The organism is Gordonia soli NBRC 108243 (assembly GCF_000334455.1).
Classification (GTDB): Bacteria; Actinomycetota; Actinomycetes; order Mycobacteriales; family Mycobacteriaceae; genus Gordonia; species Gordonia soli.
Genome location: NZ_BANX01000005.1, coordinates 275,588 through 298,614 on the forward strand (window position 1 = coordinate 275,588; position 23,027 = coordinate 298,614).

At 67.1% G+C, this 23,027-nt stretch carries 18 protein-coding genes, 1 pseudogene and 1 riboswitch; of the genes and pseudogenes, 11 read left to right on the forward strand and 8 right to left on the reverse strand.

Annotation, left to right across the window (positions count from 1 at the left end):
* Positions 1 to 130: 130 nt before the first annotated feature.
* The 5 genes from GS4_RS04245 (at position 131) to GS4_RS04265 (ending at position 4,139) form a co-directional block, all read left to right on the forward strand.
* A complete protein-coding gene (locus GS4_RS04245; RefSeq protein ID WP_007617819.1) occupies positions 131 to 1,213 on the forward strand; it encodes a Re/Si-specific NAD(P)(+) transhydrogenase subunit alpha in 1,083 nt (360 codons plus the stop codon).
* Positions 1,213 to 1,518 (forward strand): NAD(P) transhydrogenase subunit alpha part 2, encoded by a 306-nt coding sequence (locus GS4_RS04250; RefSeq protein ID WP_007617820.1) that lies wholly within the window; start codon positions 1,213 to 1,215, stop codon positions 1,516 to 1,518. The genes GS4_RS04245 and GS4_RS04250 overlap by 1 nt, the downstream gene beginning before the upstream one ends.
* The gene (locus tag GS4_RS04255; RefSeq protein ID WP_007617822.1) at positions 1,515 to 3,047 is read left to right on the forward strand and encodes an NAD(P)(+) transhydrogenase (Re/Si-specific) subunit beta; all 1,533 of its coding nucleotides are present in this window, start codon (positions 1,515 to 1,517) and stop codon (positions 3,045 to 3,047) included. Before GS4_RS04250 ends, GS4_RS04255 begins: the two co-directional genes overlap by 4 nt.
* A gap of 157 nt (positions 3,048 to 3,204) precedes the next feature.
* Positions 3,205 to 3,621 (forward strand): nitroreductase family deazaflavin-dependent oxidoreductase, encoded by a 417-nt coding sequence (locus tag GS4_RS04260; RefSeq protein ID WP_007617823.1) that lies wholly within the window; start codon positions 3,205 to 3,207, stop codon positions 3,619 to 3,621.
* 83 nt (positions 3,622 to 3,704) lie between these two features.
* Positions 3,705 to 4,139: a DoxX family protein gene (locus GS4_RS04265; protein WP_007617824.1), complete on the forward strand. Its 435-nt coding sequence runs from the start codon at positions 3,705 to 3,707 to the stop codon at positions 4,137 to 4,139.
* 460 nt (positions 4,140 to 4,599) lie between these two features.
* Here GS4_RS04265 and GS4_RS04270 read toward each other — a convergent pair whose 3' ends face one another.
* A complete protein-coding gene (locus GS4_RS04270) occupies positions 4,600 to 5,448 on the reverse strand; it encodes a bifunctional 5,10-methylenetetrahydrofolate dehydrogenase/5,10-methenyltetrahydrofolate cyclohydrolase (protein WP_007617825.1) in 849 nt (282 codons plus the stop codon).
* Between the two features lie 20 nt (positions 5,449 to 5,468).
* Positions 5,469 to 5,545: riboswitch (ZMP/ZTP riboswitch) on the reverse strand.
* Positions 5,546 to 5,909: 364 nt separating this feature from the next.
* Here GS4_RS04270 and GS4_RS04275 point away from each other — a divergent pair.
* Positions 5,910 to 6,917, forward strand: a complete 1,008-nt coding sequence (locus tag GS4_RS04275; RefSeq protein WP_007617827.1) for a YdcF family protein — start codon at positions 5,910 to 5,912, stop codon at positions 6,915 to 6,917.
* 185 nt (positions 6,918 to 7,102) lie between these two features.
* Positions 7,103 to 9,355, forward strand: coding sequence for a SulP family inorganic anion transporter (locus tag GS4_RS04280; protein ID WP_007617828.1), 2,253 nt, complete (start codon positions 7,103 to 7,105; stop codon positions 9,353 to 9,355).
* 161 nt (positions 9,356 to 9,516) lie between these two features.
* Here the strand turns inward: GS4_RS04280 and GS4_RS04285 are convergent, their stop codons facing one another.
* From GS4_RS04285 to GS4_RS04300, 4 genes are all read right to left on the reverse strand, one after another.
* Complete coding sequence (locus GS4_RS04285) at positions 9,517 to 10,254, reverse strand: metallophosphoesterase family protein (RefSeq protein ID WP_007617829.1); 738 nt, start codon at positions 10,252 to 10,254, stop codon at positions 9,517 to 9,519.
* 141 nt (positions 10,255 to 10,395) lie between these two features.
* Positions 10,396 to 10,695 (reverse strand): hypothetical protein, encoded by a 300-nt coding sequence (locus GS4_RS04290; RefSeq protein ID WP_007617830.1) that lies wholly within the window; start codon positions 10,693 to 10,695, stop codon positions 10,396 to 10,398.
* Between the two features lie 3 nt (positions 10,696 to 10,698).
* The gene (locus GS4_RS04295) at positions 10,699 to 11,460 is read right to left on the reverse strand and encodes a dienelactone hydrolase family protein (protein ID WP_007617831.1); all 762 of its coding nucleotides are present in this window, start codon (positions 11,458 to 11,460) and stop codon (positions 10,699 to 10,701) included.
* A gap of 57 nt (positions 11,461 to 11,517) precedes the next feature.
* The gene (locus tag GS4_RS04300; RefSeq protein WP_007617832.1) at positions 11,518 to 14,049 is read right to left on the reverse strand and encodes an ATP-dependent DNA ligase; all 2,532 of its coding nucleotides are present in this window, start codon (positions 14,047 to 14,049) and stop codon (positions 11,518 to 11,520) included.
* Positions 14,050 to 14,120: 71 nt separating this feature from the next.
* On the opposite strand from GS4_RS04300, the gene ku reads away from it, so the two are divergent.
* The gene (gene ku / locus GS4_RS04305; protein WP_040509444.1) at positions 14,121 to 15,047 is read left to right on the forward strand and encodes a non-homologous end joining protein Ku; all 927 of its coding nucleotides are present in this window, start codon (positions 14,121 to 14,123) and stop codon (positions 15,045 to 15,047) included.
* Positions 15,048 to 15,150: 103 nt separating this feature from the next.
* Positions 15,151 to 16,458, forward strand: a complete 1,308-nt coding sequence (locus GS4_RS04310; RefSeq protein ID WP_007617834.1) for an MFS transporter — start codon at positions 15,151 to 15,153, stop codon at positions 16,456 to 16,458.
* A 26-nt stretch (positions 16,459 to 16,484) separates the two neighbouring features.
* Here the strand turns inward: GS4_RS04310 and GS4_RS04315 are convergent, their stop codons facing one another.
* Positions 16,485 to 17,399, reverse strand: coding sequence for a LysR family transcriptional regulator ArgP (locus tag GS4_RS04315; RefSeq protein ID WP_007617836.1), 915 nt, complete (start codon positions 17,397 to 17,399; stop codon positions 16,485 to 16,487).
* A 71-nt stretch (positions 17,400 to 17,470) separates the two neighbouring features.
* On the opposite strand from GS4_RS04315, the pseudogene GS4_RS04320 reads away from it, so the two are divergent.
* A pseudogene (locus GS4_RS04320) lies at positions 17,471 to 18,091 on the forward strand (LysE/ArgO family amino acid transporter).
* Positions 18,092 to 18,203: 112 nt separating this feature from the next.
* Here GS4_RS04320 and GS4_RS04325 read toward each other — a convergent pair.
* The gene (locus tag GS4_RS04325) at positions 18,204 to 20,435 is read right to left on the reverse strand and encodes an MMPL family transporter (RefSeq protein ID WP_007617849.1); all 2,232 of its coding nucleotides are present in this window, start codon (positions 20,433 to 20,435) and stop codon (positions 18,204 to 18,206) included.
* A 91-nt stretch (positions 20,436 to 20,526) separates the two neighbouring features.
* Here GS4_RS04325 and GS4_RS04330 point away from each other — a divergent pair, with 91 nt between their 5' ends.
* Positions 20,527 to 21,834: an alpha-hydroxy-acid oxidizing protein gene (locus GS4_RS04330; protein ID WP_007617851.1), complete on the forward strand. Its 1,308-nt coding sequence runs from the start codon at positions 20,527 to 20,529 to the stop codon at positions 21,832 to 21,834.
* A gap of 180 nt (positions 21,835 to 22,014) precedes the next feature.
* Here GS4_RS04330 and GS4_RS04335 read toward each other — a convergent pair whose 3' ends face one another.
* Positions 22,015 to 22,977 (reverse strand): oxygenase MpaB family protein, encoded by a 963-nt coding sequence (locus GS4_RS04335; RefSeq protein ID WP_439644593.1) that lies wholly within the window; start codon positions 22,975 to 22,977, stop codon positions 22,015 to 22,017.
* Positions 22,978 to 23,027 lie beyond the last annotated feature (50 nt).

Here is a 23,027-nt window from a genome sequence, read left to right on the forward strand (position 1 = left end):
GTTCCCTTCAGTTTTGTGACCGGGGCGACAGCGTCGAGCTGTGCCACACGCACCGCCAGAAGACCGGGTGACCTGCGATTTCGCTGAGCCGTCACCCCGGTAGGGCGGCGTGACCAGACAAGGTGAAGACATGAGTGTGGGTGTCGTGCGCGAAACGGCCGATGGGGAGCGCCGCGTGGCGCTGGTCCCCAAGGTGGTCGCTTCGCTCGTGTCCAAGGGCGTGGATGTGGTGGTCGAGTCCGGTGCCGGCCTCGGGGCGTTGATCCCCGATGACGAGTACACCGCGGCCGGCGCCACCATCGGCGACCCGTATTCGGCCGATGCGGTGGTGCGGGTGGCACCTCCGTCGGACGCCGAGGTAGGCAAGCTGCGTGACGGGCAGAAGCTCATCGGCTTCCTGGCCCCGCGCAACGCGGAGAACCAGATCGGTGCGCTGAAGTCGGCGGGCGTCGAGGCCTACGCGGTCGAGGCGATCCCCCGCATCTCGCGTGCCCAGGTGATGGACGCGCTGAGTTCGCAGGCGAACGTCGCGGGCTACAAGGCGGTCATCGTGGCCGCCGACAACGCCACCCGCTTCTTCCCGATGCTGACGACCGCCGCGGGCACCGTGAAGCCGGCGACCGTATTGGTCCTGGGTGTCGGCGTGGCCGGGCTGCAGGCGCTGGCGACCGCCAAGCGTCTCGGTGGTCGCACCACCGGTTACGACGTGCGTCCCGAGGTCGCCGAGCAGGTGAAGTCGGTGGGTGGACAGTGGCTCGATCTGGGCATCGATGCGGCCGGTGAGGGCGGGTATGCCCGCGAGCTCACCGAGGACGAACGCGCCCAGCAGCAGAAGGCCCTGGAAGAGGCGATCAAGAGCTTCGACGTGGTGATCACCACCGCGCTCGTGCCCGGTCGCCCGGCACCTCGCCTGGTGACCGCCGCCGCGGTCGAGGGCATGAAGCCCGGCAGCGTGGTCGTCGACCTCGCCGGCGAGACCGGCGGCAACTGCGAGCTGACCGAGCCGGGCGAGATCGTGGTCAAACACGACGTCACCATCGTGTCGCCGCTGAACCTGCCGGCCACGATGCCCGAGCACGCCAGCGAGCTCTACGCGAAGAACCTGTTGGCGCTGATCGAGCTCATGCTCGACGAGAACGGCGCCATCGCACCGGATTTCAGCGACGAAGTGCTGGCCTCCGCGTGCGTCACCCGAGAAGAGGTGTCTGCCTGATGTACACCGGACTGCTGGCGAACATCGCGATCCTGGTCCTGGCCGGGTTCGTGGGTTTCGCCGTGATCTCCAAGGTGCCCAACACCTTGCACACCCCGCTGATGTCGGGGACCAACGCCATCCACGGCATCGTCGTGCTCGGCGCGCTCGTCGTGCTGGGCAAGCTGCCCGCCGACGCGAACTGGGGCGTGCGCATCATCGCCTTCGTCGCGCTGGTCTTCGGCACGCTCAACGTGATCGGTGGCTTCGCGGTCACCGACCGCATGCTGGGCATGTTCAAGGGTAAGAAAGAGGCCGCCAAGTGAACCTCACGACCACTGTCCTGGCCGCGGGGGCGCACACGCCCAGCCAGGGGCTGTCCTACCTGGTGATCGCGCTGTACATCCTGGCGTTCTCGCTCTTCATCTATGGGTTGATGGGCCTGACCGGCCCCAAGACCGCCGTCCGCGGCAACTGGATCGCCGCGGTCGGCATGGCCGTCGCGGTCGCCGCGACCCTGCTCTACGTCTACAACGCCGGTGCCGCGGGTGACGACGGACATTCAACCGTCGGCGTCCCGACGATCAACTGGATCCTCATCGCGGTCGGCCTGATCCTCGGTGTGGTGCTGGGCATCCCGCCGGCGCTCAAGACCAAGATGACCGCCATGCCGCAGCTCGTCGCGCTGTTCAACGGTGTCGGCGGCGGCACGGTCGCGCTGATCGCCTGGGCCGAGTTCATCGAGACCTCGGGCTTCTCGACCTTCCACAACACCGAGCCCGCATCGCCTCTGGTGGTCGGTTCGCTGATCGCGGCGATCATCGGCTCGATCTCGTTCTGGGGCTCGCTGGTCGCGTTCTCCAAGTTGCAGGAGATCCTGCCCAAGGGCCTGGAGAAGGCGTTCGTGGCGAACGCGAAGATCTTCCAGGCAGCCAACATCCTGCTGCTCGTCGGTTCGCTCGCTGTCGCGGTGTACCTGGGCATCGATGCTGCCAACGGCGGCGGGGCCAGCGGATGGTGGATGGTCGGACTGCTCATCGCCGCGGGCATCATGGGACTGTTCGTGGTGTTCCCGATCGGTGGCGCCGACATGCCGGTGGTCATCTCGCTGCTGAACGCGATGACCGGATTGTCGGCTGCCGCAGCGGGTATCGCGCTGGACAACACGGCGCTGATCGTCGCCGGCATGATCGTCGGTGCGTCGGGCTCGATCCTGACCAACCTGATGGCCAAGGCCATGAACCGTTCGATCCCGGCGATCGTCTTCGGCTCCTTCGGCGGCGGCGATGCGGGTCCGGCGGGTGCCGCAGGCGCCGACGGCGGCACGGTGAAGTCGACCTCGGCTGCCGACGCCGCGATCCAGATGGCCTACGCCAACCAGGTGATCGTGGTGCCCGGCTACGGTCTCGCGGTCGCGCAGGCACAGCACGCGGTCAAGGAGATGGCGACGCTGCTCGAGTCGAAGGGTGTGGAGGTCAAGTACGCGATCCACCCGGTCGCCGGTCGTATGCCTGGACACATGAACGTGCTGCTGGCCGAAGCCGACGTCGCCTACGACGCCATGAAGGAGATGGACGACATCAACGGTGAGTTCAACCGCACCGATGTCGCGATCGTCATCGGCGCCAACGACGTCACCAACCCGGCGGCGCGCAACGATCCCAGTTCGCCCATCCACGGCATGCCGATCCTCAACGTCGACGAGGCGCGATCGACCATCGTGCTGAAGCGCTCGATGAGCTCCGGCTACGCCGGCATCGAGAACCCGCTCTTCTTCGCCGACGGCACCAGCATGCTGTTCGGCGACGCCAAGAAGTCGGTCGACAGTGTCATCGAGGAACTCAAGGCGCTGTAGCCACCTCTCCACGCTGAATCTGTCTCCGTTGCTCCCGCTTGCCGGGAACAACGGAGACAGATCTCTTTGTGGGGACGATCCGGTCAGGAATCGAGAAGCCCCCCCGGGGCGCTGCGGCATTCCGTGATCGCAGAACGTCCGACGAGAGAGGAAGACGATGTCGCTGTCACTCTGGTTCCAACGAAAGATGAACGCCCGCACGACCACTCGCATTCGACGCAAGGGTGGTTCGATGATGGGGATGGAGGTGCTCATCCTGCACACGGTCGGCCGCCGCTCGGGTGAACGCCGCGAGACGCCGGTGAGCTGGTTCGCCGATGGCGCGGACCGCGTACTGGTCGCATCGGGGGGCGGTGATCGGAATCCCGACTGGTACGCCAACCTCATCGCCAACCCGGCGGATGCTGCCGTCGAACTGCACGGAGCCGGCCCGGTGTCGGTGACCCCGGTGGCGCTCACCGGAGACGAGCGCGCGGCGGCGTGGGATCGGATCACCGATGCCCAGCCTCGCTACGCCAAGTACCAGGCGAAGTCCGATCGAGAGTATCCGCTGGTCAAGCTTGTTTCTCGATGAGATGACCGTCCGCCGATGAGTTTTCCGCGGATGCGCTGTCTATACCGGCACAACCGCTTCGACTCATCCACCCGGAGGACATCATGGCCGCTTCGACCGCCCCCGCATCCACCACCGACACCATCGACGCACGTCCGGCCCGCAACTGGCGCCACATCGCAGGCGTGGTCATCAGCGTCGTGGTCGGCGCATTCCTGCTCTTCGACGTCATCGGCAAGCTCACCCGACCCGAGGCCGTGGTCGAGGGCGTCGAGAAGCTCGGCTTCCCGGTCGGGCAGGCCACTGTCATGGGTGTCGTGCTGCTGATCTGCCTGGTGGTCTTCGCCATCCCTCGTACCGCCGTCCTCGGGGCAGTCGGCATCACCGCGTACCTCGGTGGTGCAGTCACCGCGAACATGCGCATCGAGTCGCCGCTGTTCGACACCACGTTGTTCGCCGTGTACTTCGGAGTGGTCCTCTGGGTCGGCCTGATCCTGCGTCGGCCGGAGTTGCTGAAGGTCGCGGGTATCCGCCGCTGACAACCGATCTCGCGTTCGCCACTCGACGCCACCGCGCCCCAGGGTCGCGGTGGCGTCGGCCTGCGGGGTCTGGTTCTGAGTGGCTTTCCTTGGGCTTCGCTCGCGGCCCCGGGTTTTCGGATTTCTGACACGTGACAGCTGGACGGTGTGGATATCGGGAAGCGCGGCTCGCTGTGGTGTCAGAAATCCGAGGATCGACGGTCGTCGACGTGGCCGGCTCGGGTGGGCAGTCCTCCGGATTTCTGACACCCGGCAGCTCGACGGTGTGGATATCGGGAAGCGCGGCTCGCTGTGGTGTCAGAAATCCGAGGGAGCCGCGGATCGATGGCTCGGTTCTGCCGAGGTGCCCGCGGTCGGTGCTTCCGGATTTCTGACACGTGACAGCTGTGCGGTGTGGATATCGGTGAGCGCGATCCGCTCTGGTGTCGGAAATCTGGCGGAGACCCCAAGCGTCCGGGGATCAGGCACTCACAAGACCGCGCTCCGCGGCGTCGACAGTATTCGAGATCAGGACCGCGATCGTCATTGGTCCCACGCCGCCGGGCACCGGTGTGATGAGGCGTGCACGTTCGGCCGCAGTCGCGGTCTCGACGTCTCCGAGTCCGCCGGGGTGGTATCCGGCGTCGACAACCACGGCCCCGGCGCGAATCCACTCGCCGCGGATGAGTTGCGGTCGACCGACCGCCGCGATGAGGACGTCGGCCCGCCCGATCTGAGTGGGTAGGTCTTGAGTGTGCGAATGGCAGTAAGTGACCGTGGCATCGGCACAGAGTGACAGCAGCCCCACCGGCAGACCGAGAATCTCGCTGCGTCCGACGACCACGACATGCAGTCCGGAAAGAGCTACGGCATAGGAGTCCAAGAGGCGGAGTATGCCTGCGGGTGTGCATGATCGATGCGTCGGCGTTCCAAGCGCCATCGCTGCCAAGCTCGCGCTGGTGACGCCGTCGACGTCCTTCGCGTGACTGATCGTCTCGAACACCGCGCGTTCATCGACGGGAACGGGCACCGGATGCTGCACCAAGATTCCGTCGACCATCGGATCAGCGTCGAGGCTGCGCACCGCGGCGGTGACCTCTGCGGTCGTAGATGACGCGGGCAGCGTAACGGCCCGCGAGTCGACGCCGTTCTCGGCACATCGGCGTTGCTTCATCCGGACGTACGTCGCCGACGCAGGGTCGTCGCCGACCAGGACCGTTGCCAGACAGGGCCGATGACCGCGGTTCAGGGTGACAGCGTCCGCGCGTCGACGCGTCTCGGCGTGCAGTTGCTGTGCGAGTCGGGTGCCGTCCATCAACTGTGCGTTCAAAGGCTCTCTCCCCTCGATGGAGAGGGCACCCAGGCGGTCGATGCGCTCGTTGAGACTTCCCGGTGGTGGCCCACCCGCGCCAGTCGTCGGGTCCATTCTGGCAGAGCTCCGCTGATCGGGTAGGGATGAGGCGCCGGTGGGGCTGCCCGCTGCGAAGTCGGTTGAAGTGCGCGGGAGTTTCGACAGCCTTCTGGGCCGGTTCATCGGATTTCTGACACCTGACAGCTGCGCACCGTGGAGAGCGCACAGCACGACCCGCTCACGTGTCAGGAATCCGCCGAGCCGCGCCGGCGACCCGCTCACGTGCCAGGAATCCGTAGCCCGACACGACCGCGCACCGCGACACACTCCACCCTCGACCGCCCGAGACGTCGTTATCGATCCGCAACTGCACAGGTGTGGCGCTGTAGCAGAACCCGCTTACTGTTACGCGAGTGACAATTGGGGTCAGAGTTACTCGGATGCGCGCTCTCGCCATCGCTGCTGTCGCCACGGCGGCTGTCGGTGGGGCGGCGGTGGCGGCACTGCCTGTCATCGACCATTCGCACGTGCAGACGGTGGCGACCACCATCGACCCGGCGGAGCTCTACAACGCGGCGCAGAAGAAGTTCGCCTCCGGCGATGTGACCGGCGGTCTGGACGGAATCCGCCAGACACTCGCCGTCGCGCCCGCCGACGGTGACGCGCTCGCGCTGCAGGCGATCTGGTCCGAGCAGGCCGAAGACGCGACCACCAGGGACGCTGCCCTCCGACGCCTGGGACTGGTCAACCCCAAGCTCGCAGCGACGGCACGCGCGGTGATCTCCGGCGTGACCGCAGGCGCGGCCATCGTTCCCGACACCACGCCCAAGGATGTGCGCGGCAAGGTCGCGGTGGTGGTGCTCGGCTTCGGGCTCGGCAAAAACGGCACGATGGCGGCCGAACTCGTCAACCGTGTGACCGCCGGACGTGCGCAGGCGCAGGCGACCCCGACTCTTCCGATCGTGGTGTCGGGCGGCGTGCCCCGGGCGGGGATCACCGAGGCGGCCGCGATGCAGAAATGGCTGGTCAGCAACGGGGTCGAGGCCAATCGCATCGTCGCAGAGGGTAAGTCCGGATCGACGGTCGCCAACGCGCAGAACACCGCCGAGATCCTCGGGGCGAAGGGGATCAACGACATCGTGCTCATCACGTCACCGAGTCACATCCGCCGCGCCGCAGCGGATTTCGGCGCGACGGGTCTCCGTATCGTGGGTACCGTGACCACGGCGACCGAGCTCGACAAATACGCAACGCCGCTGAAGCTCAGCCAGCAGAAGGGGATTCGACTCGAAGCGACGCGCACCGCGCGAATCCCGGCCACCCATCAGGTGGGAGTCGCGGTGCCCGACCCGCTCCCCGATCCTGGTCCGGGCATCATCGGTGAGTACGTCGGCCCGCTGCTGCAACAGTTGCTCGGCAGTGGTTCTGCGACCGAAGAGTCACCGTGACGGTTTGCCATCCGCAGACCTGATTGTGGGATCGCTTGACGAATGACCATGCGCGGAGCCATATTTGAGATGATAAGCGCAATTGGGTGACTTGCGTAACATGTCTGAATTGTCGTTGTTGTTCTCACAGAACCGCGTCGTCGTATGTAAGCCGCCCTTAACAACCCGTGGGTACGTTCGTGAACATGCAGATGTCACTCGCGTCACCACAGATCAACGCCCGAGACATCCTCCGCTATGACGTCCCGGCGTCGTTGGTGGTCTTCCTCGTGGCACTCCCGTTGTCCCTCGGCATAGCGATCGCGTCCGATGCGCCCGTGATGGCGGGCCTGATCGCCGCCGTGGTCGGTGGCATCGTCGCCGGTCTCCTGGGGGGCAGTCCGCTCCAGGTGTCCGGACCGGCGGCCGGACTCACCGTCGTGGTCGCCGAACTCGTCGCCAATTTCGGTTGGCAGCTCACATGTTTCATCACCGCATGTGCCGGTGTGTTGCAGATCCTCTTCGGGCTCAGTCGCAAAGCCGGTGCGGCGTTGGCGATAGCGCCGACCGTGGTACACGCGATGCTGGCCGGTATCGGGATCACCATCGCGCTCCAGCAGATCCATGTGCTGCTCGGTGGCGAGTCGGGCAGTTCGGCCTGGGAGAACGTGACGCAACTGCCGCAGAACATCGTCGACATCACCTGGCCCAGCGCGCTGATCGGCGCACTGGTGATCGTGATGATGCTGACGTGGACCAACCTGCCGGTCGCTGTGCGCAAGGTGCCCGGACCGCTGGTCGCGATCGTGGCCGCCACCGCCCTCACCGTCGTCCTCGGGTTGAACATCGAGCGGATCTCGCTGGACGGCAACTTCTTCGAGTCGATCTCGCTGCCGGCGCTACCGACCGGCAACTGGGGTGCGGTCATCATGGGTGTGCTGACGGTCGCGCTGATCGCGAGTGTCGAGTCGCTGCTGTCCGCGGTCGCGGTCGACAAGATGCACACCGGTCCCCGCAGCAACTTCAACCGCGAGATGCTGGGCCAGGGTGGCGCGAACATCACTTCCGGTCTGCTGGGCGGACTTCCGGTCACTGGCGTCATCGTCCGTAGCACCACGAACGTCGCGAGCGGCGCACGGACGCGGGCATCGGCCATCCTGCACGGCGTGTGGGTCCTGGTGTTCGCGGTCCTGCTGACGGCACTGGTGGAGCAGATCCCGACAGCGGCACTCGCCGGCCTGCTCGTGGTCATCGGCATCCAGTTGGTCAAGCTCGCCCACATGAAGAAGGCCCTCAAGACCGGCGATCTCTGGGTCTATGCGGTCACGGTGGGATCGGTCGTGTTCCTCAACCTCCTCGAGGGTGTCGCGATCGGACTCGCGCTCGCGGTCGCCCTGGTGGTGTGGCGGGTCGTCCGCGCCGACATCACGTCCGAGCCGTTCGGGACGGAGGGCTCGCGACAGTGGGTCGTGCGTATCCGCGGTTCGCTGAGCTTCCTCGCACTGCCCAAGCTGAACAAGGCGCTGACCGCGGTCCCCGAGGGAGCCCACGTCACGCTCGAGATCGACACCGACTTCCTCGACCACGCGGCCTCGGAGGCCATCGAGGACTGGAAGTGGGCTCATGAGGCGGCGGGTGGCACCGTGCTGGTGCACGAGCGTGGCAAGGCCCGGCTCGCCGATGCTCCCGAGGCGCCGCCGCGTCGACACACCAATCCGCTGATCGGTGTCACCCCGTGGCGTAGCCGGCGTCCCGCGGAGGCGGCACCGGAAGCGGAGACGACCCCCGCGACACTGCGCTCGATCATGGGCGGCGTGCAGGAGTACCACCGCGACCACGTGGACACGCTGCGTGCGGTGACCGCCGACATCACCCATCAGCAGGATCCCGACTCGGTCTTCCTCACCTGCGCCGACTCCCGGCTGATGCCCAACATCATCACGGCCAGCGGGCCCGGTGATCTGTTCACCGTCCGCAACGTCGGCAACCTCGTCCCGGGCGAGGACTCGACCGACACGTCCGTCGGGGCCGCGCTCGAGTTCGCGATAGGCGAGATCGGTGTGAGTTCGGTTGTGGTGTGCGGACACTCGTCGTGTGGCGCGATGAAGGCGATGATGGCCGGACCCGAGTCGATCGAGGGCAGCATCGGATCGTGGCTGGGCCATGCCATCCCGAGTGTGGTCGCCTACCGCGCGGGACATCCCGCCGGACGCAGTGCTGCGGAGGCAGGTTTCCCCGAGGTCGACCAGTTGGCAGTCGTCAACGTCGCCAAGCAGGTCGAGAACCTGTCACGGCATCCGGTTGTCGGCCGGGCCGTCGCCGATGGGCAGCTGCGAGTGGTCGGGCTGTTCTTCGACATCCCGACGGCCGAGGTCTACGAGGTCACGGCCACCGGTGTCCGCAAGGCGGGCGGCGACCAGCCGACCACGTCCGAACTGGATGTCCCGACCGTCCGCTGATCTGCGGGCGACTGTCGTTCCGTTCCTCCGCCCCGAACCTCTTCTTCCGCGCACTGCAGCCGGCGGAAGAAGCAGTTCGGGGCGGAAGAACGAGCGCGGGCCTACGGAAGATACGCGCGGGCCGCGGAAGAACGAGCGCGGGCCGTTGAAGAACGACTGAGCTAACCGACCACGGACCGGAAGTGGGTTGTGAACCGCGGACCGTCGAGGACGTGGAAGGCGAGACCGGGCGGCTGACCCTCGTTGATCACGTCCTCGCCCTCGAAAGGCAGGTTCAACGTCGACGAGACGCCGGGCGCCGTGCACAGCGGGCGGTCGGCGAATCGGGTCACCGCGGGCGTGTGGGCATGTCCGCACAGGAAGGCGGTGATGTTCGGGTGCCGTGTCACGAGTTCGGCCAGACGGTCCTCACCGGTCTGCCGAATGCTGTCCATGAACGGCATGGCGAGGCTCACGGGTGGGTGGTGGAACGCCACCAGCACCGGCGCATCCGCGGGGGCTCGGTCGATCTCGTCGGACATCCACGCCAGCGTCTCGTCGGTCAGGTAGCCGTCGTTGCTGCCGGGGATCGAGCTGTCGGCGACCAGCAGGAGCACATCACCGACGGTGCGGGCGGTGTTGACCGGGGCCGCGCCGTCACGCCCGAGCAGATGTCGCTGGAGCGGTGCGCGGTCGTCGTGATTGCCGGCGGTGACCAGCATCGGCAACGGACTGCGGAGCACCTCGGCCGCCTCGCGGTACTCCGACTCCAGGCCCTCGTCGCCGATGTCCCCGGTCACGAGCAGCGCATCGATGCCTGCGGCGCGGTCGTTGATGTACTGCAGCGTCGACTCGATACGGCCGCGGTTGTGCGTGGTGCCGTTGAAGTGGAGATCGCTGATGTGGGCGACGACGAACACGAAGCTCTCCTCAGGCGTCCTGGTTCTCACCGAGGCTAGTCGGGTCGAGGTACCCCGCGCCGACGGGGGTTGCCCGGCGCCGACGCCTGTCGTCCGGTGCCGTCGCCGGTGATCCGGCACGGCGCCCGGTCGCCACCGACGTCAGCGCGGCACCCACCGGGTCATCGTCACGCAGCCGCACACACTGCTGTGGCCGCCCCGGTTGTTCTCGACTGTCGTGACGTACTCGCCGCACTGACCACACCGGATCGGTTTCGGGTCGGGCGTCCACCCGATCAGCATCGCCGAGTGTCGGGGGCAACTGCGGTAGAGGATGCCCTCCCGCAGATTGCACGGACCGTGGCACAGGTTGTCGCGCCCCTCGGGTAGATGCGCCAGTTCGCCCGCCACGTAGGGGTGGTCGAGGGCGAACACGATCCGATCCTCCGACGGAGAGGTCATCGGTCACCCGCGGGACAGTGTCCGCGCGAACAGTGCCCGGAGGTCGGTGAAGTGCTGTTCGGTCGCCTCCGGATGGAACGCTGCCGTGTCGGACATGGTGTAGCCGTGCGCGGCATCCGGGTAGACCGACGCGTGATGAACGACGCCCGCGGAGGTGAGCGCGTGCTCGAACTCGGCGACCGCCGCGGGCGGCAGGGAGTGGTCGTTGTCGGCGTGTTGCGCCAGCAGTTCGGCCCGGACCTCGGACAGTCGTCGGTGCGGGCTGGTGGGTTCCTCGGTGACCAGACCGCCGGTGTGGAACAGGCCGATGGCGCCGACGTCGTCCGGCCTGGTGGCCGCGGCGAGAAGTGCGAGTCTCCCGCCCATGCAGTAGCCGGTGGCACCGAGGTCGCCCGGCGCGACGTCAGGGAGTCCGCGGAGCGCATCGAGGTACGCCGACAGATCAGGGGTCACCAGGTCGTCGGTCAGCGCCCGCACCCGTGGCATCACGTCCGCGAAGAACGCCTCACGCGCCTCCGGGGTGGTGAGCGGCTCTGAGGGGGCGAGATCGGCTGCCGTTCCGTCCCGGTAGAAGAGGTTCGGTGCCAGCACGACGTACCCCCACGATGCGATGCGGTCGGCCATCTCCTCGATACGGGGCCGGAGCCCGATGGCATCGATCAGGAACAGCACGCCGGGCCAGGGCCCGTTGCCGGAATCGGGGTGGGCGAGGAACGCCTCGGCCGATCCGGCGGAGGCATCGATGGTGATGTTCTCGTGGGTCACAGGATTCCTTTGTACGCCCCGGGGCGCGTGAGGGGTGGGTACGCCCCGGGGGTCGCGTCAGAGGTCTCCGGGGAGTTTGTCGCGGCGGATCCCACGCCACGACGGATGGCGCAGGTGGCCGGTGGTCGTCCAGTCCATGAAGCGCACCTCGCCGACGAGCTTGGGCAGCACCCAGACGGCACTGGACGCGACCGGACGGTCGAGCTTGTCCAGGAACGGGCAGGTACGGATGACCAGTGGCTCGAGTTCCTCGGCCAAGGCGCGTAACTGCGCATCGGTGAATCCGGTGCCGACCCGTCCGACGTAACGCAGTCCCGTCTCCTCGGGGAGTCCGAGTAGCAGAGATCCGATGGTCGACGATCGGTTGCCCCGCCCCGGTCGGTAGCCGCCGATGACCACCTCGATGTCGGACCAGTTCTTGTGCTTACGCCAGTTCGCCGACCGGCGACCCTGCTGATACGTCGACGAACGCCGCTTGGCGACAACGCCTTCCAGGTTCCTCTCGGTGCTCTGCTCGACCGCCCTGCGTCCCGGTCCGTCGAGCAGCGGAGGGATCTCGGCGTAGTCGGAGTCGCGGAAGGCGGGCGCGAGTTCGTCGAGGAGTTCGCGACGCTGTGCCCACGGTGTCCGGATGAGGGAGCTGCCGTTGAGGTAGAGGATGTCGAAGAGCAGCAGTTTGAGTGCGTAGTCCTCATCGGCGTGATTGCGCGCGGCCAACAGGGTGAAGTTGGTCCGGCCGGTCGAGTCGACCGCCACCACCTCGCCGTCGAGCACCACGTCGAGCAGTCCGAGTTCGTCGGCAACCGAGCGGAGTTCCGGGAAGTCGGCGGTCATGTCGATACCCGACCGGGAGGTGAGCCGGAAGTCGCCGCCGATGTACCGCAACAGGATCCGGTAACCGTCCCACTTGCCCTCGAACGCCCAGTCGCGTCCGTCGAGGTTGTCGATGGTGTCGTCGGTGGCCAGCATCGGACGTGGGTCCTTGAGACTATCGGGCAGGATCGGTCGCGGCTCGTCGCTCATCAGGTGCGCCAGCCAGTTCTTGTCGCCGGTGCGGATCAACGCGTAGCGCCCTTGGATACGCTCACCGTGCAGGCGGACGATTATCTCCTTGTCGCGCCACTTCTCGGTCTCGTACGTTCCGCGATCCCAGATCTCCACGTGCCCACCGCCGTATTCCCCTGCGGGGATATCGCCGGCGAACTCGGCGTAGTCCATCGGGTGGTCTTCGGTTTGTACTGCGAGCCGGTTCTGGGCCGGGTCGTCGGGCAGGTTCTTGGGGACTGCCCACGACACCAGCACGCCGTCACGTTCGAGCCGGAAGTCGTAGTGCAGCCGACGTGCGTGGTGTTCCTGGATGACGAAGATCGGTGTGCCAGGCGCAGAACCGTCGCGCGTCCCACCGCCGTCGGAGTCGTCGACGTCACCCCGACTCCGTCGCCGATGCTGCTCGTCGCCGAACGGCTCCGGGGTCTTCGACGAGTCACGCTTGCGGCGGTACTCGTGCAGGTCGACGACCGCGCGTGAGGGGGACGCGATCACCTCGACACCCGTTTGATCGGACTTCTCCTCGGCCTCGGCGACGAGCGCCGGTTCGGTGTTGACTTCGTGGCCGTCGTCGGTGTCGAGTGGATCGTCGTACGGGTCGTCGAGTCCGTCGAGGAGGTCACCGTCGGCGTCGACCCGCTCGAGCACCTCGGTGAACAGCAACTGCTCGATGTCGGGGTCGGCGAGTTCGTCCCAGCTGCGCGGCGCAGCGACCCACGGCTGTTCCCGGCCGCGTAGCGAGTACGGCGACAACGTGGTCTTCGATCCGCTGTTCTGACTCCAGTCGATGAACACGCGCTGGTCCCGCACCGACTTCGACATCGACGCGGTGATCTCGTCGGGATGCGCCTTCGCCAGGGTGGTGGCGATCTGTCGGGCGACGGTACGGGCCGAATCCGGCGAGACCGGGCGTGGGAAGCGGGCGTACACGTGCAGGCCCTTGCCGCCGCTGGTCACCGGCCAGGACTCGAGCCCGGCTGCGGCCAGCATGTCGCGGATCATCAGCGCGACCTCGGCGCAGCGGTGCAACGGCACACCCGGTCCGGGGTCGAGATCCAATACGAGGCGGTTCGCCTGGCCCCGCCATCGACCCGTCTTCTGATCGGTGCGCTGCTCGTCGGCGCCGTCGTCGGCGATCGGCACGGCGTCGTCGCCGTCGGTGGCGTCCTGCACCGGCACACGCCACTGCGGCGTGTGCAGTTCCAGTGCGGCCATCTGCGCCATCCAGACGAGGTCGGCGCGCGACCGGGCCAAGGGGTAGGTGATCACCCGACTCGTGTGCTCGATCCCGTAGCGGGCGATCCATGCGGGCGAGCTGTCGGGCAGATCCTTCTCGAAGAACGGGGTCGACTCGATGCCGTTCGGCCATCGCTTACGGGTGATCAGTCGGCCGGCGAGGTGCGGGAGCATCGTGTCGGCGATGCGGCTGTAATAGTCGATGACCTCGAACTTGCGGGTCCCGGACGCAGGGTAGAGGACCTTGCTCAGATTCGTTATCGAGATCCGATGCCCGTCCACCTCCAGGCTGTCACCGCCACCCATGCGCCCATTGTCCACGCTCGAGAACCTGGTTGTACCCCGACGAGGGACGTCGGCAATGGCAGAATGACGGCATGCGCTCGATCTGGAAAGGCGATCTGAGCTTTGGGTTGGTCAACGTGCCGGTCAAGGTCTATTCGGCGACGGAGAGTCACGACCGGAAGTCGTATCAGGTCGACTCGAAGGACGGCACCCGCATCCGCTATCGGCGCGTCCGGGAGGGCACCGACTCCGAGGTCGACTACTCCGACATCGCCAACGCCTACGAGTCCGACAACGGCGAGACGGTCATCCTGACCAAGGAGGACCTGGCGACGCTGCCGGTCCAGAAGAGTCCGGAGATCTCGATCCTGGAGTTCGTACCCGTCGAGCAGGTCGACCCGATCTACTTCGACAAGCCGTACTACCTCGAGCCCGCTTCCAAATCGCCCAAGGCGTACGCGTTGTTGGCCAAGGCGCTCGACGAGACCGATCGCCTGGCCATCGCGACGTTCACGCTCCGCAACCGCACCCGGTTGGCGGCGCTGCGCGTCGTCGACAACGTGATGACCTTGCAGACATTGCTGTGGCCCGACGAGGTGCGCAAGGCCGACTTCTCGTTCCTCGACGACGACCTCACCATCCGACCGCAGGAACTCGAGATGGCGTCGTCGCTCATCGACACCATGGCCAAGGACTTCGACCCGAGCGAGTTCGAGGACACCTATCAGTTGGAGTTGTCGAAGCTGGTGGAGGCCAAGGCCGATGGGGCCGAGGCCTTCCCGGAGGAGGAGGAAGAGGACTCCGACACCGACGACGATTCCGAGGTCGCTGATCTCCTCGCCGCGCTCCGGGCGTCGGTGAAGGACAAGGACTCCGGCGATTCGGGTTCGGCCCCGGCGAAGAAGACCGCGGCGAAGAAGGCGCCCGCCAAGAAGGCCCCGGCGAAGAAGGCGCCCGCCAGGAAGACCGCAGCCAAGAAGGCGCCCGCCAAGAAGACCGCCCGCAAGAAGGCGAGCTGACCGCGATCTCGTAGTACGAAACGACCTCAGGAGCCGCGTCGTACTACCGAATCGGCACGATAATCGGTGGCCGAGCACTCCCGGGATCGGGCATCCTCGGAAGGTGACCGCCCCGCTCGACACCCGTCTGCCCACAGCGCTGAAGCCTTTCGCGCTGCGGCAGTACCGGCTGCTGGCGGCCGGGTTGGTGCTGGCGATGTTCGCCGATGGCGTGTGGACCGTCGGCGTGGTGTGGCAGGTCATCGCGATGGACGGCGGACCGGTCCAGGTGTCGATGGTGACCGGTGTCGCGGCCGTCGCGATGGTCGCGTCGACTCTCGTCGGTGGCGTACTCGCCGACCGTGTGTCGCAGCGACTGATCATGATCGCGCTCGAGGTGGTAAAGCTGCTCGCCTTCGTGATCGTCGGGATCACTGCTCTCGCAGGTTCTCTCACGTTCTGGCATCTGATCCTGGCTGCGGTGGCAGGCGGCATCACCACCGGCATGTACTACCCGGCATATTCGGCGATCCTGCCCAGCATCGTGCACGCGACGCAACTGCAGGCGGCCAACGGGATCGAAGGGTTCCTGCGTCCGGTCGTCTTCCAGGCGGTCGGCCCGATGGTGGCCGGTGGTGTCATCTCGGTGGCGGCCCCCGGTCTGGCAATCGCCCTGGCCGGAATCGCGAGTCTCGCCTCGGCGCTGTTCTACGTGGCGATGTCGCCGGTGGCGGTCCGTCGGGACACCTCAGGACTCGCCGCGCATCCACTCCGGTCGGCGATGACCGACCTGGTGGAGGGGTTCGTCTACATGTGGCGCACGCCGTGGTTGTGGGCGACGCTCTTCTACGCCTGCATCCTGGTGCTCGCCACCATGGGACCGATCGAGGTGTTGGTGCCGTTCGCACTTCGCGAACGGGTCGACGGCGGGGCCGGCGACCACTCGCTGGTGCTCGCCGGATTCGGCATCGGAGCCGCGCTCGGCTCGCTGGCGTTCGCCTCGTTCCCGATGCCGCGGCGCTACCTGTCGGTGATGTTCGCGATCTGGGGGTGTTCGAGTGTGCCGCTGGTGATCATGGGGCTCGCCGGTCAGACCTGGATGTTCGTCGCGGCCGGATTCCTGATGGGCATCTTGTTCGACGGTCCGATGGTGCTGTGGGGAACGCTCTTACAGCGTCGTGTGCCTCCTGCGTTGCTCGGCCGGATCGCAAGCCTCGACTTCTTCGTCTCGGTGGCGCTGATGCCGGTGTCGATGGCGATCGCGGCGCCGGTCAGCGAGGCCATCGGACTGACCGCGACCTTCGTGCTCGCAGGCGTGCTCCCGGTGCCGGTGGCGGTCGCGTTCTACCTCGCCGCGCGGCTCTGGCGCGACGAGATCGCCAACTCGCTCGACGATGCGTCGGTGATCACGGAGCCGGTGACTGCGGCCTGACAGTGTGGTCCGACCGTGGGTGATCGTCAGATCTGGACCAGCTCACGCCGAGCCGCGTCGACGACCGCAGTCGTGAGAGCGGCCAGCAACGGTGAGCTGAGCGTCCAGAACTGCCAGTGCAGCGGGACGTCGACGTGGCTGTCGACGATCGGGACCAGCGAGCCGTCGGCCAGGGCGTCGGGGACCTGGGCGATCGGTACCGCGCCCCAGCCCATTCCGGCTGCGATGGCGCGATGGTATTCGGTCGACGCCGGGATGTAGACGATCGGTGGGTCGATCGTCCCCGCCGTGACGGTCCGCAACGTGTCGCGCTGCAGGTAGTCGTTGCGGTCGAACATCACCATCGGGGCGCGGGCGAGGTCTCGGTCGGTCGGGCCGTCGGGGAGCCAGGTCTCCACGAACTCCGGTGTCGCGACCGGCAGGTATCGCATCGCACCGAGTGGGACGATGGTGCACCCGCGGATCGCGATCGGATCGGAGGTGATGGCGCCCAACACCTCTCCTGACCGGAGCAGCAGGCTGTTCTGACTCTCGTCGTCGCGCATGACCTCCACCGCCATCGGGTGGTCGCGGTGCGCCTGTGCCAGGACCGGTAGCAGCCAGGTCGCGAGGGAGTCGGCGTTCGCGGCGATCGGCACGTGGACCCGAGGTCGGTCGCGGGGGTCGGAGGCCGACGAGTCGGGCAGGCCGACCAACTGCGACTGCGCCTCGTCGACCAACAGGGTCCACTGTTCGGCCAAGCGGACCAACACCTCTCCGTCCGGCGTGGCGGTCGCCGGCTTGGTGCGGCGCACGACGATCCGGCCGACCGCGGTCTCGAGCGCCTTGATCCGTTGGCTGACGGCGGACGGCGTGATGTGGAGGGCCTTCGCCGCGGCGTCGAAGGTGCCCTCACGGAGGACCACGGCCAGGGTCACGACTCCGTCGTGCGAGATGTCCATGAAGTCATGCTAATGATTCATGAAAAACATTCGCTGGCCTGATGGCGGATCGGCTCGTAGCGTCGTGCCTCGTGACCACGTACTTCTTCGCCGCGATGGCCGGACTGCTGACCGGCGCCGGACTGATCATCGCGATCGGACCACAGAACGTCTTCGTGCTCCGACAGGGTGTCGCCCGCGCCCACATCACGCCGGTGATCGTGGTGTGCGTGGTCAGCGACGTCCTGCTCATCGCCGCAGGCGTCGCCGGGCTCGGCGCGTTGGTGGCCGCGCACCCGGGCGCAGTCACCGTCGCGAAGATCCTCGGCGGCGCATACGTCATCGTGCTGGGACTGATGGCTGCACGCCGAAGCCTGCGGTCATCGGAGGCGCTGACGGTCGGCGCGCCCTCCTCGGCGACGGCGAGCCGGTGGGCAGCCGTCGGTGCGGCATTGGCGCTGACCTGACTGAACCCGCACGTCTATCTCGACACCGTGGTGACCATGGGTGCCATCGCGAATGGACACGGCAGTGCTCGATGGGCGTTCGCGATCGGTGCCTGCGTGGCAAGCGTGCTGTGGTTCGCCGCGCTCGGACACGGCGCCCAACGTCTCGCGCCGCTGTTCGCTGCACCGCGGGCATGGAAGATCCTCGACGGCGTGGTCGCCGTCGTCATGCTGACGATGGGCGGGATCCTGATCGCGTCGGTGTGAGCGCGAACGAAAGCCGAGCCCGGCCACACGTTCCTCCGCCCCGAACTTCTTCCTCCGCTACCTGCAGGCGGCGGAAGAAGGAGTTCGGGGCGGAAGAGTGCGCGGGTCGGGGTCAGGCGCCGGCCGGCACCGGATCGCGCTTGTCGTCGGTGTCGTCGATCGGGATCTCGCGAATCCGGGTTCCCTCGATGTCGACGTTCGGCACGATCTTGTCGAGCCACTTCGGCAGCTTCCACGCTGCGTCGCCCAGCAGGGTGATCACTGCGGGAACGACGATCATGCGGATGACGAAGGCGTCGAAGAACACCGCGGCCGCCAGCGCGAAGCCCATCATCCGGGCGATGGTGTCCGGGGCGAGCATGAACGCGGCGAACACCGAGATCATGATGACCGCGGCCGATGCGACGACGCGGGCGCCGTGTTGGTACCCGACGACGATCGCCTCCTTGGCCGGTACGCCGTGGACGTACTCCTCGCGCATCCGCGTCACCAGGAACACCTGGTAGTCCATCGCGAGGCCGAACACCACGCCGATCAGGAAGATCGGCAGGAACGAGATGATCGGCTTGGTGTGCTCGATCAAGCCCAGGTGGCCCTCCTGGAAGATCCACACCGTCGCGCCGAACGTGGCGAGCACCGAGAACAGGAACCCGATCGTCGCGATGAGCGGGACCAGGATGGACCGGAACACGATCACCAGGATGATGAACGCCAGACCGACCACCAGGATCAGGAACGGGATCAGCGCCGAGCTGAGCTTCGACGAGATGTCGGACATGATCGCGGTCTGACCGCCGACGTTCACCTGGGCCCCGTCGACCGACCGTGAGTAGTCGCGGATCTGTTCCATCAGATCGTGCGTCGCCGGTCCGCTCGGGGACTGCTCCGGTGTCACGGTGATCAGGGCCGCGGTGGCGCCTTGCTGCGGCTGGGCCGGGTTCGACCCATTGCCCACCCACACGATCTGGTCGGGGGTCGCGACGTTGCCGAGCGTCTTGACGTGCTCGACGACCGCGTTCGCCGCGGGCGCCACGTCCTGACCGTCGGACGACTTGACGGTCACCAGCAGCGGTCCGTTGACGCCCTCGCCGAAGCCCCGCTTGAGCAGCTGCGATGCCGCGTATTCGCGGTCGGTGGTCGACTCCAGGCCGAGCTGCAGGTTGGTGACCGGGATGGCCGCGATCACCAGGACCGCGAGACCGACGAGGGCCACCGGGAGTGGGAAGCGCGTCACGAATCGCGCGAAGCGCAGACCGTTGGACGGCTGCTCGTCGGGTTCGTCGCCGTGACGGATGCCCGGGATACGCGGGCTGAAGGCGAAGCGGCCGAAGACGCCGAGCAGGGCGGGGATCAGGGTGATGGCGCCGAGGACCGCGACCAGGACGGCGACCGCCGCAGCCACACCCATCTGGGTGATGAACGGGATGCCGACCACGGCCAGCGCGGCCACCGCGATCATCACGGTCAGGCCGGCGAAGACGACCGCGGAACCCGCCGTCCCGACGGCTCTGCCCGCGGCGGCCTCCCTGCTGCCGCCCAGGTTCAGCTCGGACCGGTACCGCGACACGATGAAGAGTGCGTAGTCGATCGAGACCGCGATGCCGAGCATCGTGATGATCGCCGTCGCGCTCTGCTGGACGTTCATGAACTCGGAGCTCAGTGTGACCAGCATGATGGTGATGCCGACGCCGAAAATGCCGGTGACCAGCGGGATGAAGGCCGCGACGAGCGCGCCGAAGGCGACGATCATGATGACGAAGGCGACGGCGAATCCGAGAAGTTCGGCGGCTCCGCCCTGTTCGAACACCTGCATCAGCGAACCGGTGCCCTCGACCTCGAGCCCGTTGCCGCGATGGTCCGCGAGCAGCTTCTCGAACTGCTCCATGTCCGGCGCAGTCAGGTCCTCGACCGGGATGTTCTGCCGGATCTGGATCAGGCCGACCTTCCCGTTGTCGCCCAGCACCTTCGATGCCAGCGCGGGCTGGGCCTGGGCTGCGGTCACCGGGTTGAGGATCAGCTGCGGGTCGACCACCTTGGGCAGCGTCTTCGCCTGTGCGACGAGGGCGTCGATCTGCTGCTGATGCGCGGCCAGTCCGTCGTCGGCGGACAGGACGATGCTCGTGGACGCGGTCAGCTGCTGCTTGTTCGCATCCGGGAACTCTTCCTGCAGAACGGACATCGCGCGGTCGGAGTCGGTCCCCGGCAACTCGAAGTCGGTGGCGAACTTGGGTTGGAGCGCACCGACGAGGGCGCCCAGTGCGATGAGGATCGCGACCCAGACCGACACGAACCACCACTTGCGGCGGAACGCGAAACGGCCCAGTCGATAGAGCGCGAGTGCCATGGCAGACCTTCCGTCGTGATACCCGGTCAGGGTAGCCGGTCGATGTCCGACTCGACGTGGCGCAGGCCACTCCATCCCTAAGATGGCCCGTATGGACGACGCTGCTCCGCTTCCCACGCCCGGCGCCGGGCGAATCCGCCAGAACGACATCTACACCGCCGGTATTCACGGTCGAACGCCGCGTGTGCCAACCGATTTCGCCGAGTTGGAGCGGCGTGCGCACGATGCGATGTCCGATCGGGCTTGGGCGTACATCGCCGGTGGGGCCGGTGAGGGCACGACGATGACATCCAACCGTGCGGCGCTCGACAGATGGGCGATCGTGCCGCGTGTCCTGCGCGACGTGTCGGTGCGGTCGCTGGGGATCGAGTTGTTCGGGCGGCGCCTCCCGGCGCCGGTCCTCATCTCCCCGGTGGGTGCGGGCGGTCTGGTCCGACGACGCGCCGACGTCGAGATCGGCCGCGCAGCAGCCGAACTCGGCGTGCCCTACATCTTCTCCAACCAGGGGAGTGCGCCGATGGAAGACGTCGCCGCCGAGATGGACCGGGTTCGAACCGGCGCGCCACGCTGGTTCCAGCTCTACTGGTCCACCGACGACGACCTGGTCGACAGTTTTCTCGGACGAGCGTCCGCGGTCGGGGCCGACGCGGTGGTGGTCACCCTGGACACCACGATGCTCGGTTGGCGGCCGCAGGATCTCAACATCGGCTCGCTGCCGTTCGCGCGGGGCGAGGGCATCGACCAGTACACATCCGACCCCCGGTTCCGGGAGATCGTCGCCGAGCGGCTGCGATCCGCGGTCGGAGGGGATCGGCCGGAGGTCTCACTCGGGGCGATCCGGACGCTCGGCTCCATCGCGCGCAACGCGCCGGGGCGGTTCCTGCGCAACCTGACCGCACCCGAGCCGCGGGCATCCGTGCAGACCTTCCTCGACATCTATTCGCGTCCGTCGCTGAACTGGGACGACCTCGCCGGCCTGCGCGACCGCACGTCACTGCCCATCGTCCTCAAGGGAGTCCTGCACCCCGACGACGCACGGCGAGCCGTCGATGCCGGCGTCGACGGCATCGTCGTGTCCAACCACGGCGGGCGCCAGGTCGACGGGGCGATCGGTTCGATCGACGCGCTGGCCGAGATCGCACCTGCGGTCGACGGTCGGGCAAAGGTTCTCGTCGACTCCGGTATCCGGACCGGTGCCGACGTGCTGAAGGCGCTGGCACTCGGTGCTGACGCCGCCTGCATCGGGCGTCCGCACATGTACGGGCTGGCGCTGGCAGGGGCCGACGGTGCCCGAGACGTGGTCGCCAACATCATCGCCGAACTCGACCTGACGCTGGGGTTGTCGGGGTACACCGCCGTCGCCGACCTGGACACGGACGTACTGCGCAAGATCGGGTGAGTGCGTCGATCGTGCGCTCTGATGCGTTGATCGTGCGCTGTGATCCGTCGACTGTGCGCCGAGAGTCGTTCGCCGCCCGCGCACCGACACTGTGCGGGCGGCGGCTGGTTCCCGGAGGCGCACGGTCGATGATCTGGAGCGCACGGTCGACGGTTTGGCGCGCACGGTCGAAGAGGGAACTCAGACCAGGGGACGCCCGGTCCGCATGCGCCACCGGACGTCGGTCAGGAGCACGTTGTACGGGAACTCCGCCAACGGTTTCGGCAGGTATCGCGCCACGAAGCGGGCGATCCGGTTGTGCGCCGTGAACAGCAGTCGTTGCCAGGGGCGGAACGTGTAGTCCATCTTGTCGCGGAACTCCGGTGGCAGGAACCCGATGGTCAGGATCTCGAACCACCATCCGAAGAGTCGGGTGAACAACGGCCCCATGAACTCGGCGCGGCCGATGCTCTTGAGGTGGTCGCGGATGACGGGATCGATCTCGAGTGATGCGACGGTCTCCTGCCAGTACTCCTCGAAGTCCGCTCTGGTCGCCGGCCACATCTCGAGCGGCATCTGCAGGGTGGTGCCCATCAGCGCGCCCTGGCGATAAAGATCTTCGGTGATGGCGGACTCGTCACCGTAGGTCCGGGCGATGTCCTCGAGCCCCTTGTACATGCAGGCCGCGACCCAGAGCTGCAGCTTGGGGTCGAAGGCGTTGTACTCGACCGGGCTGGACTCGGTGCTGCGCACCTGAGCGTGTGCCCGACCCACAGCTCGGCGGTACGCCTTGCGATCCTCCGGCGAGCCCATCGTCGCGACCGCGATGTAGGTCAGCGTGGTGCGGGTCCGCTTGATCGGGTGCTTGAAGAGGTTGCCGGAGTCGACCCGACTCTCGTAGACCCCGTACCCGACCGCAGGCAGAGCGAGCTGCATGACGACATTGGCCGACCCGGCGGTCAGCCCGATGCCGTGGATGTCGCCCGTCCAGCGCAGCGCATCGAGTTCGGCGCGGCTGGTCCGCGCGGCGCGCGGAAGGTACTCGGTGTCGGGCTGCGGCGCGTCGTACACGGCCGCGTCGGCGGCGGTGAGCGCGACGCCGCGGGCGCCTTCATCTGCGTCGACCGCGGTGTCGGCGTCTGCACTGATCGGTTCGGTGGTCACCATCGACTCCATCTGACAACGGCTGTTTCCCCTTTCATTCAACGTCGCCG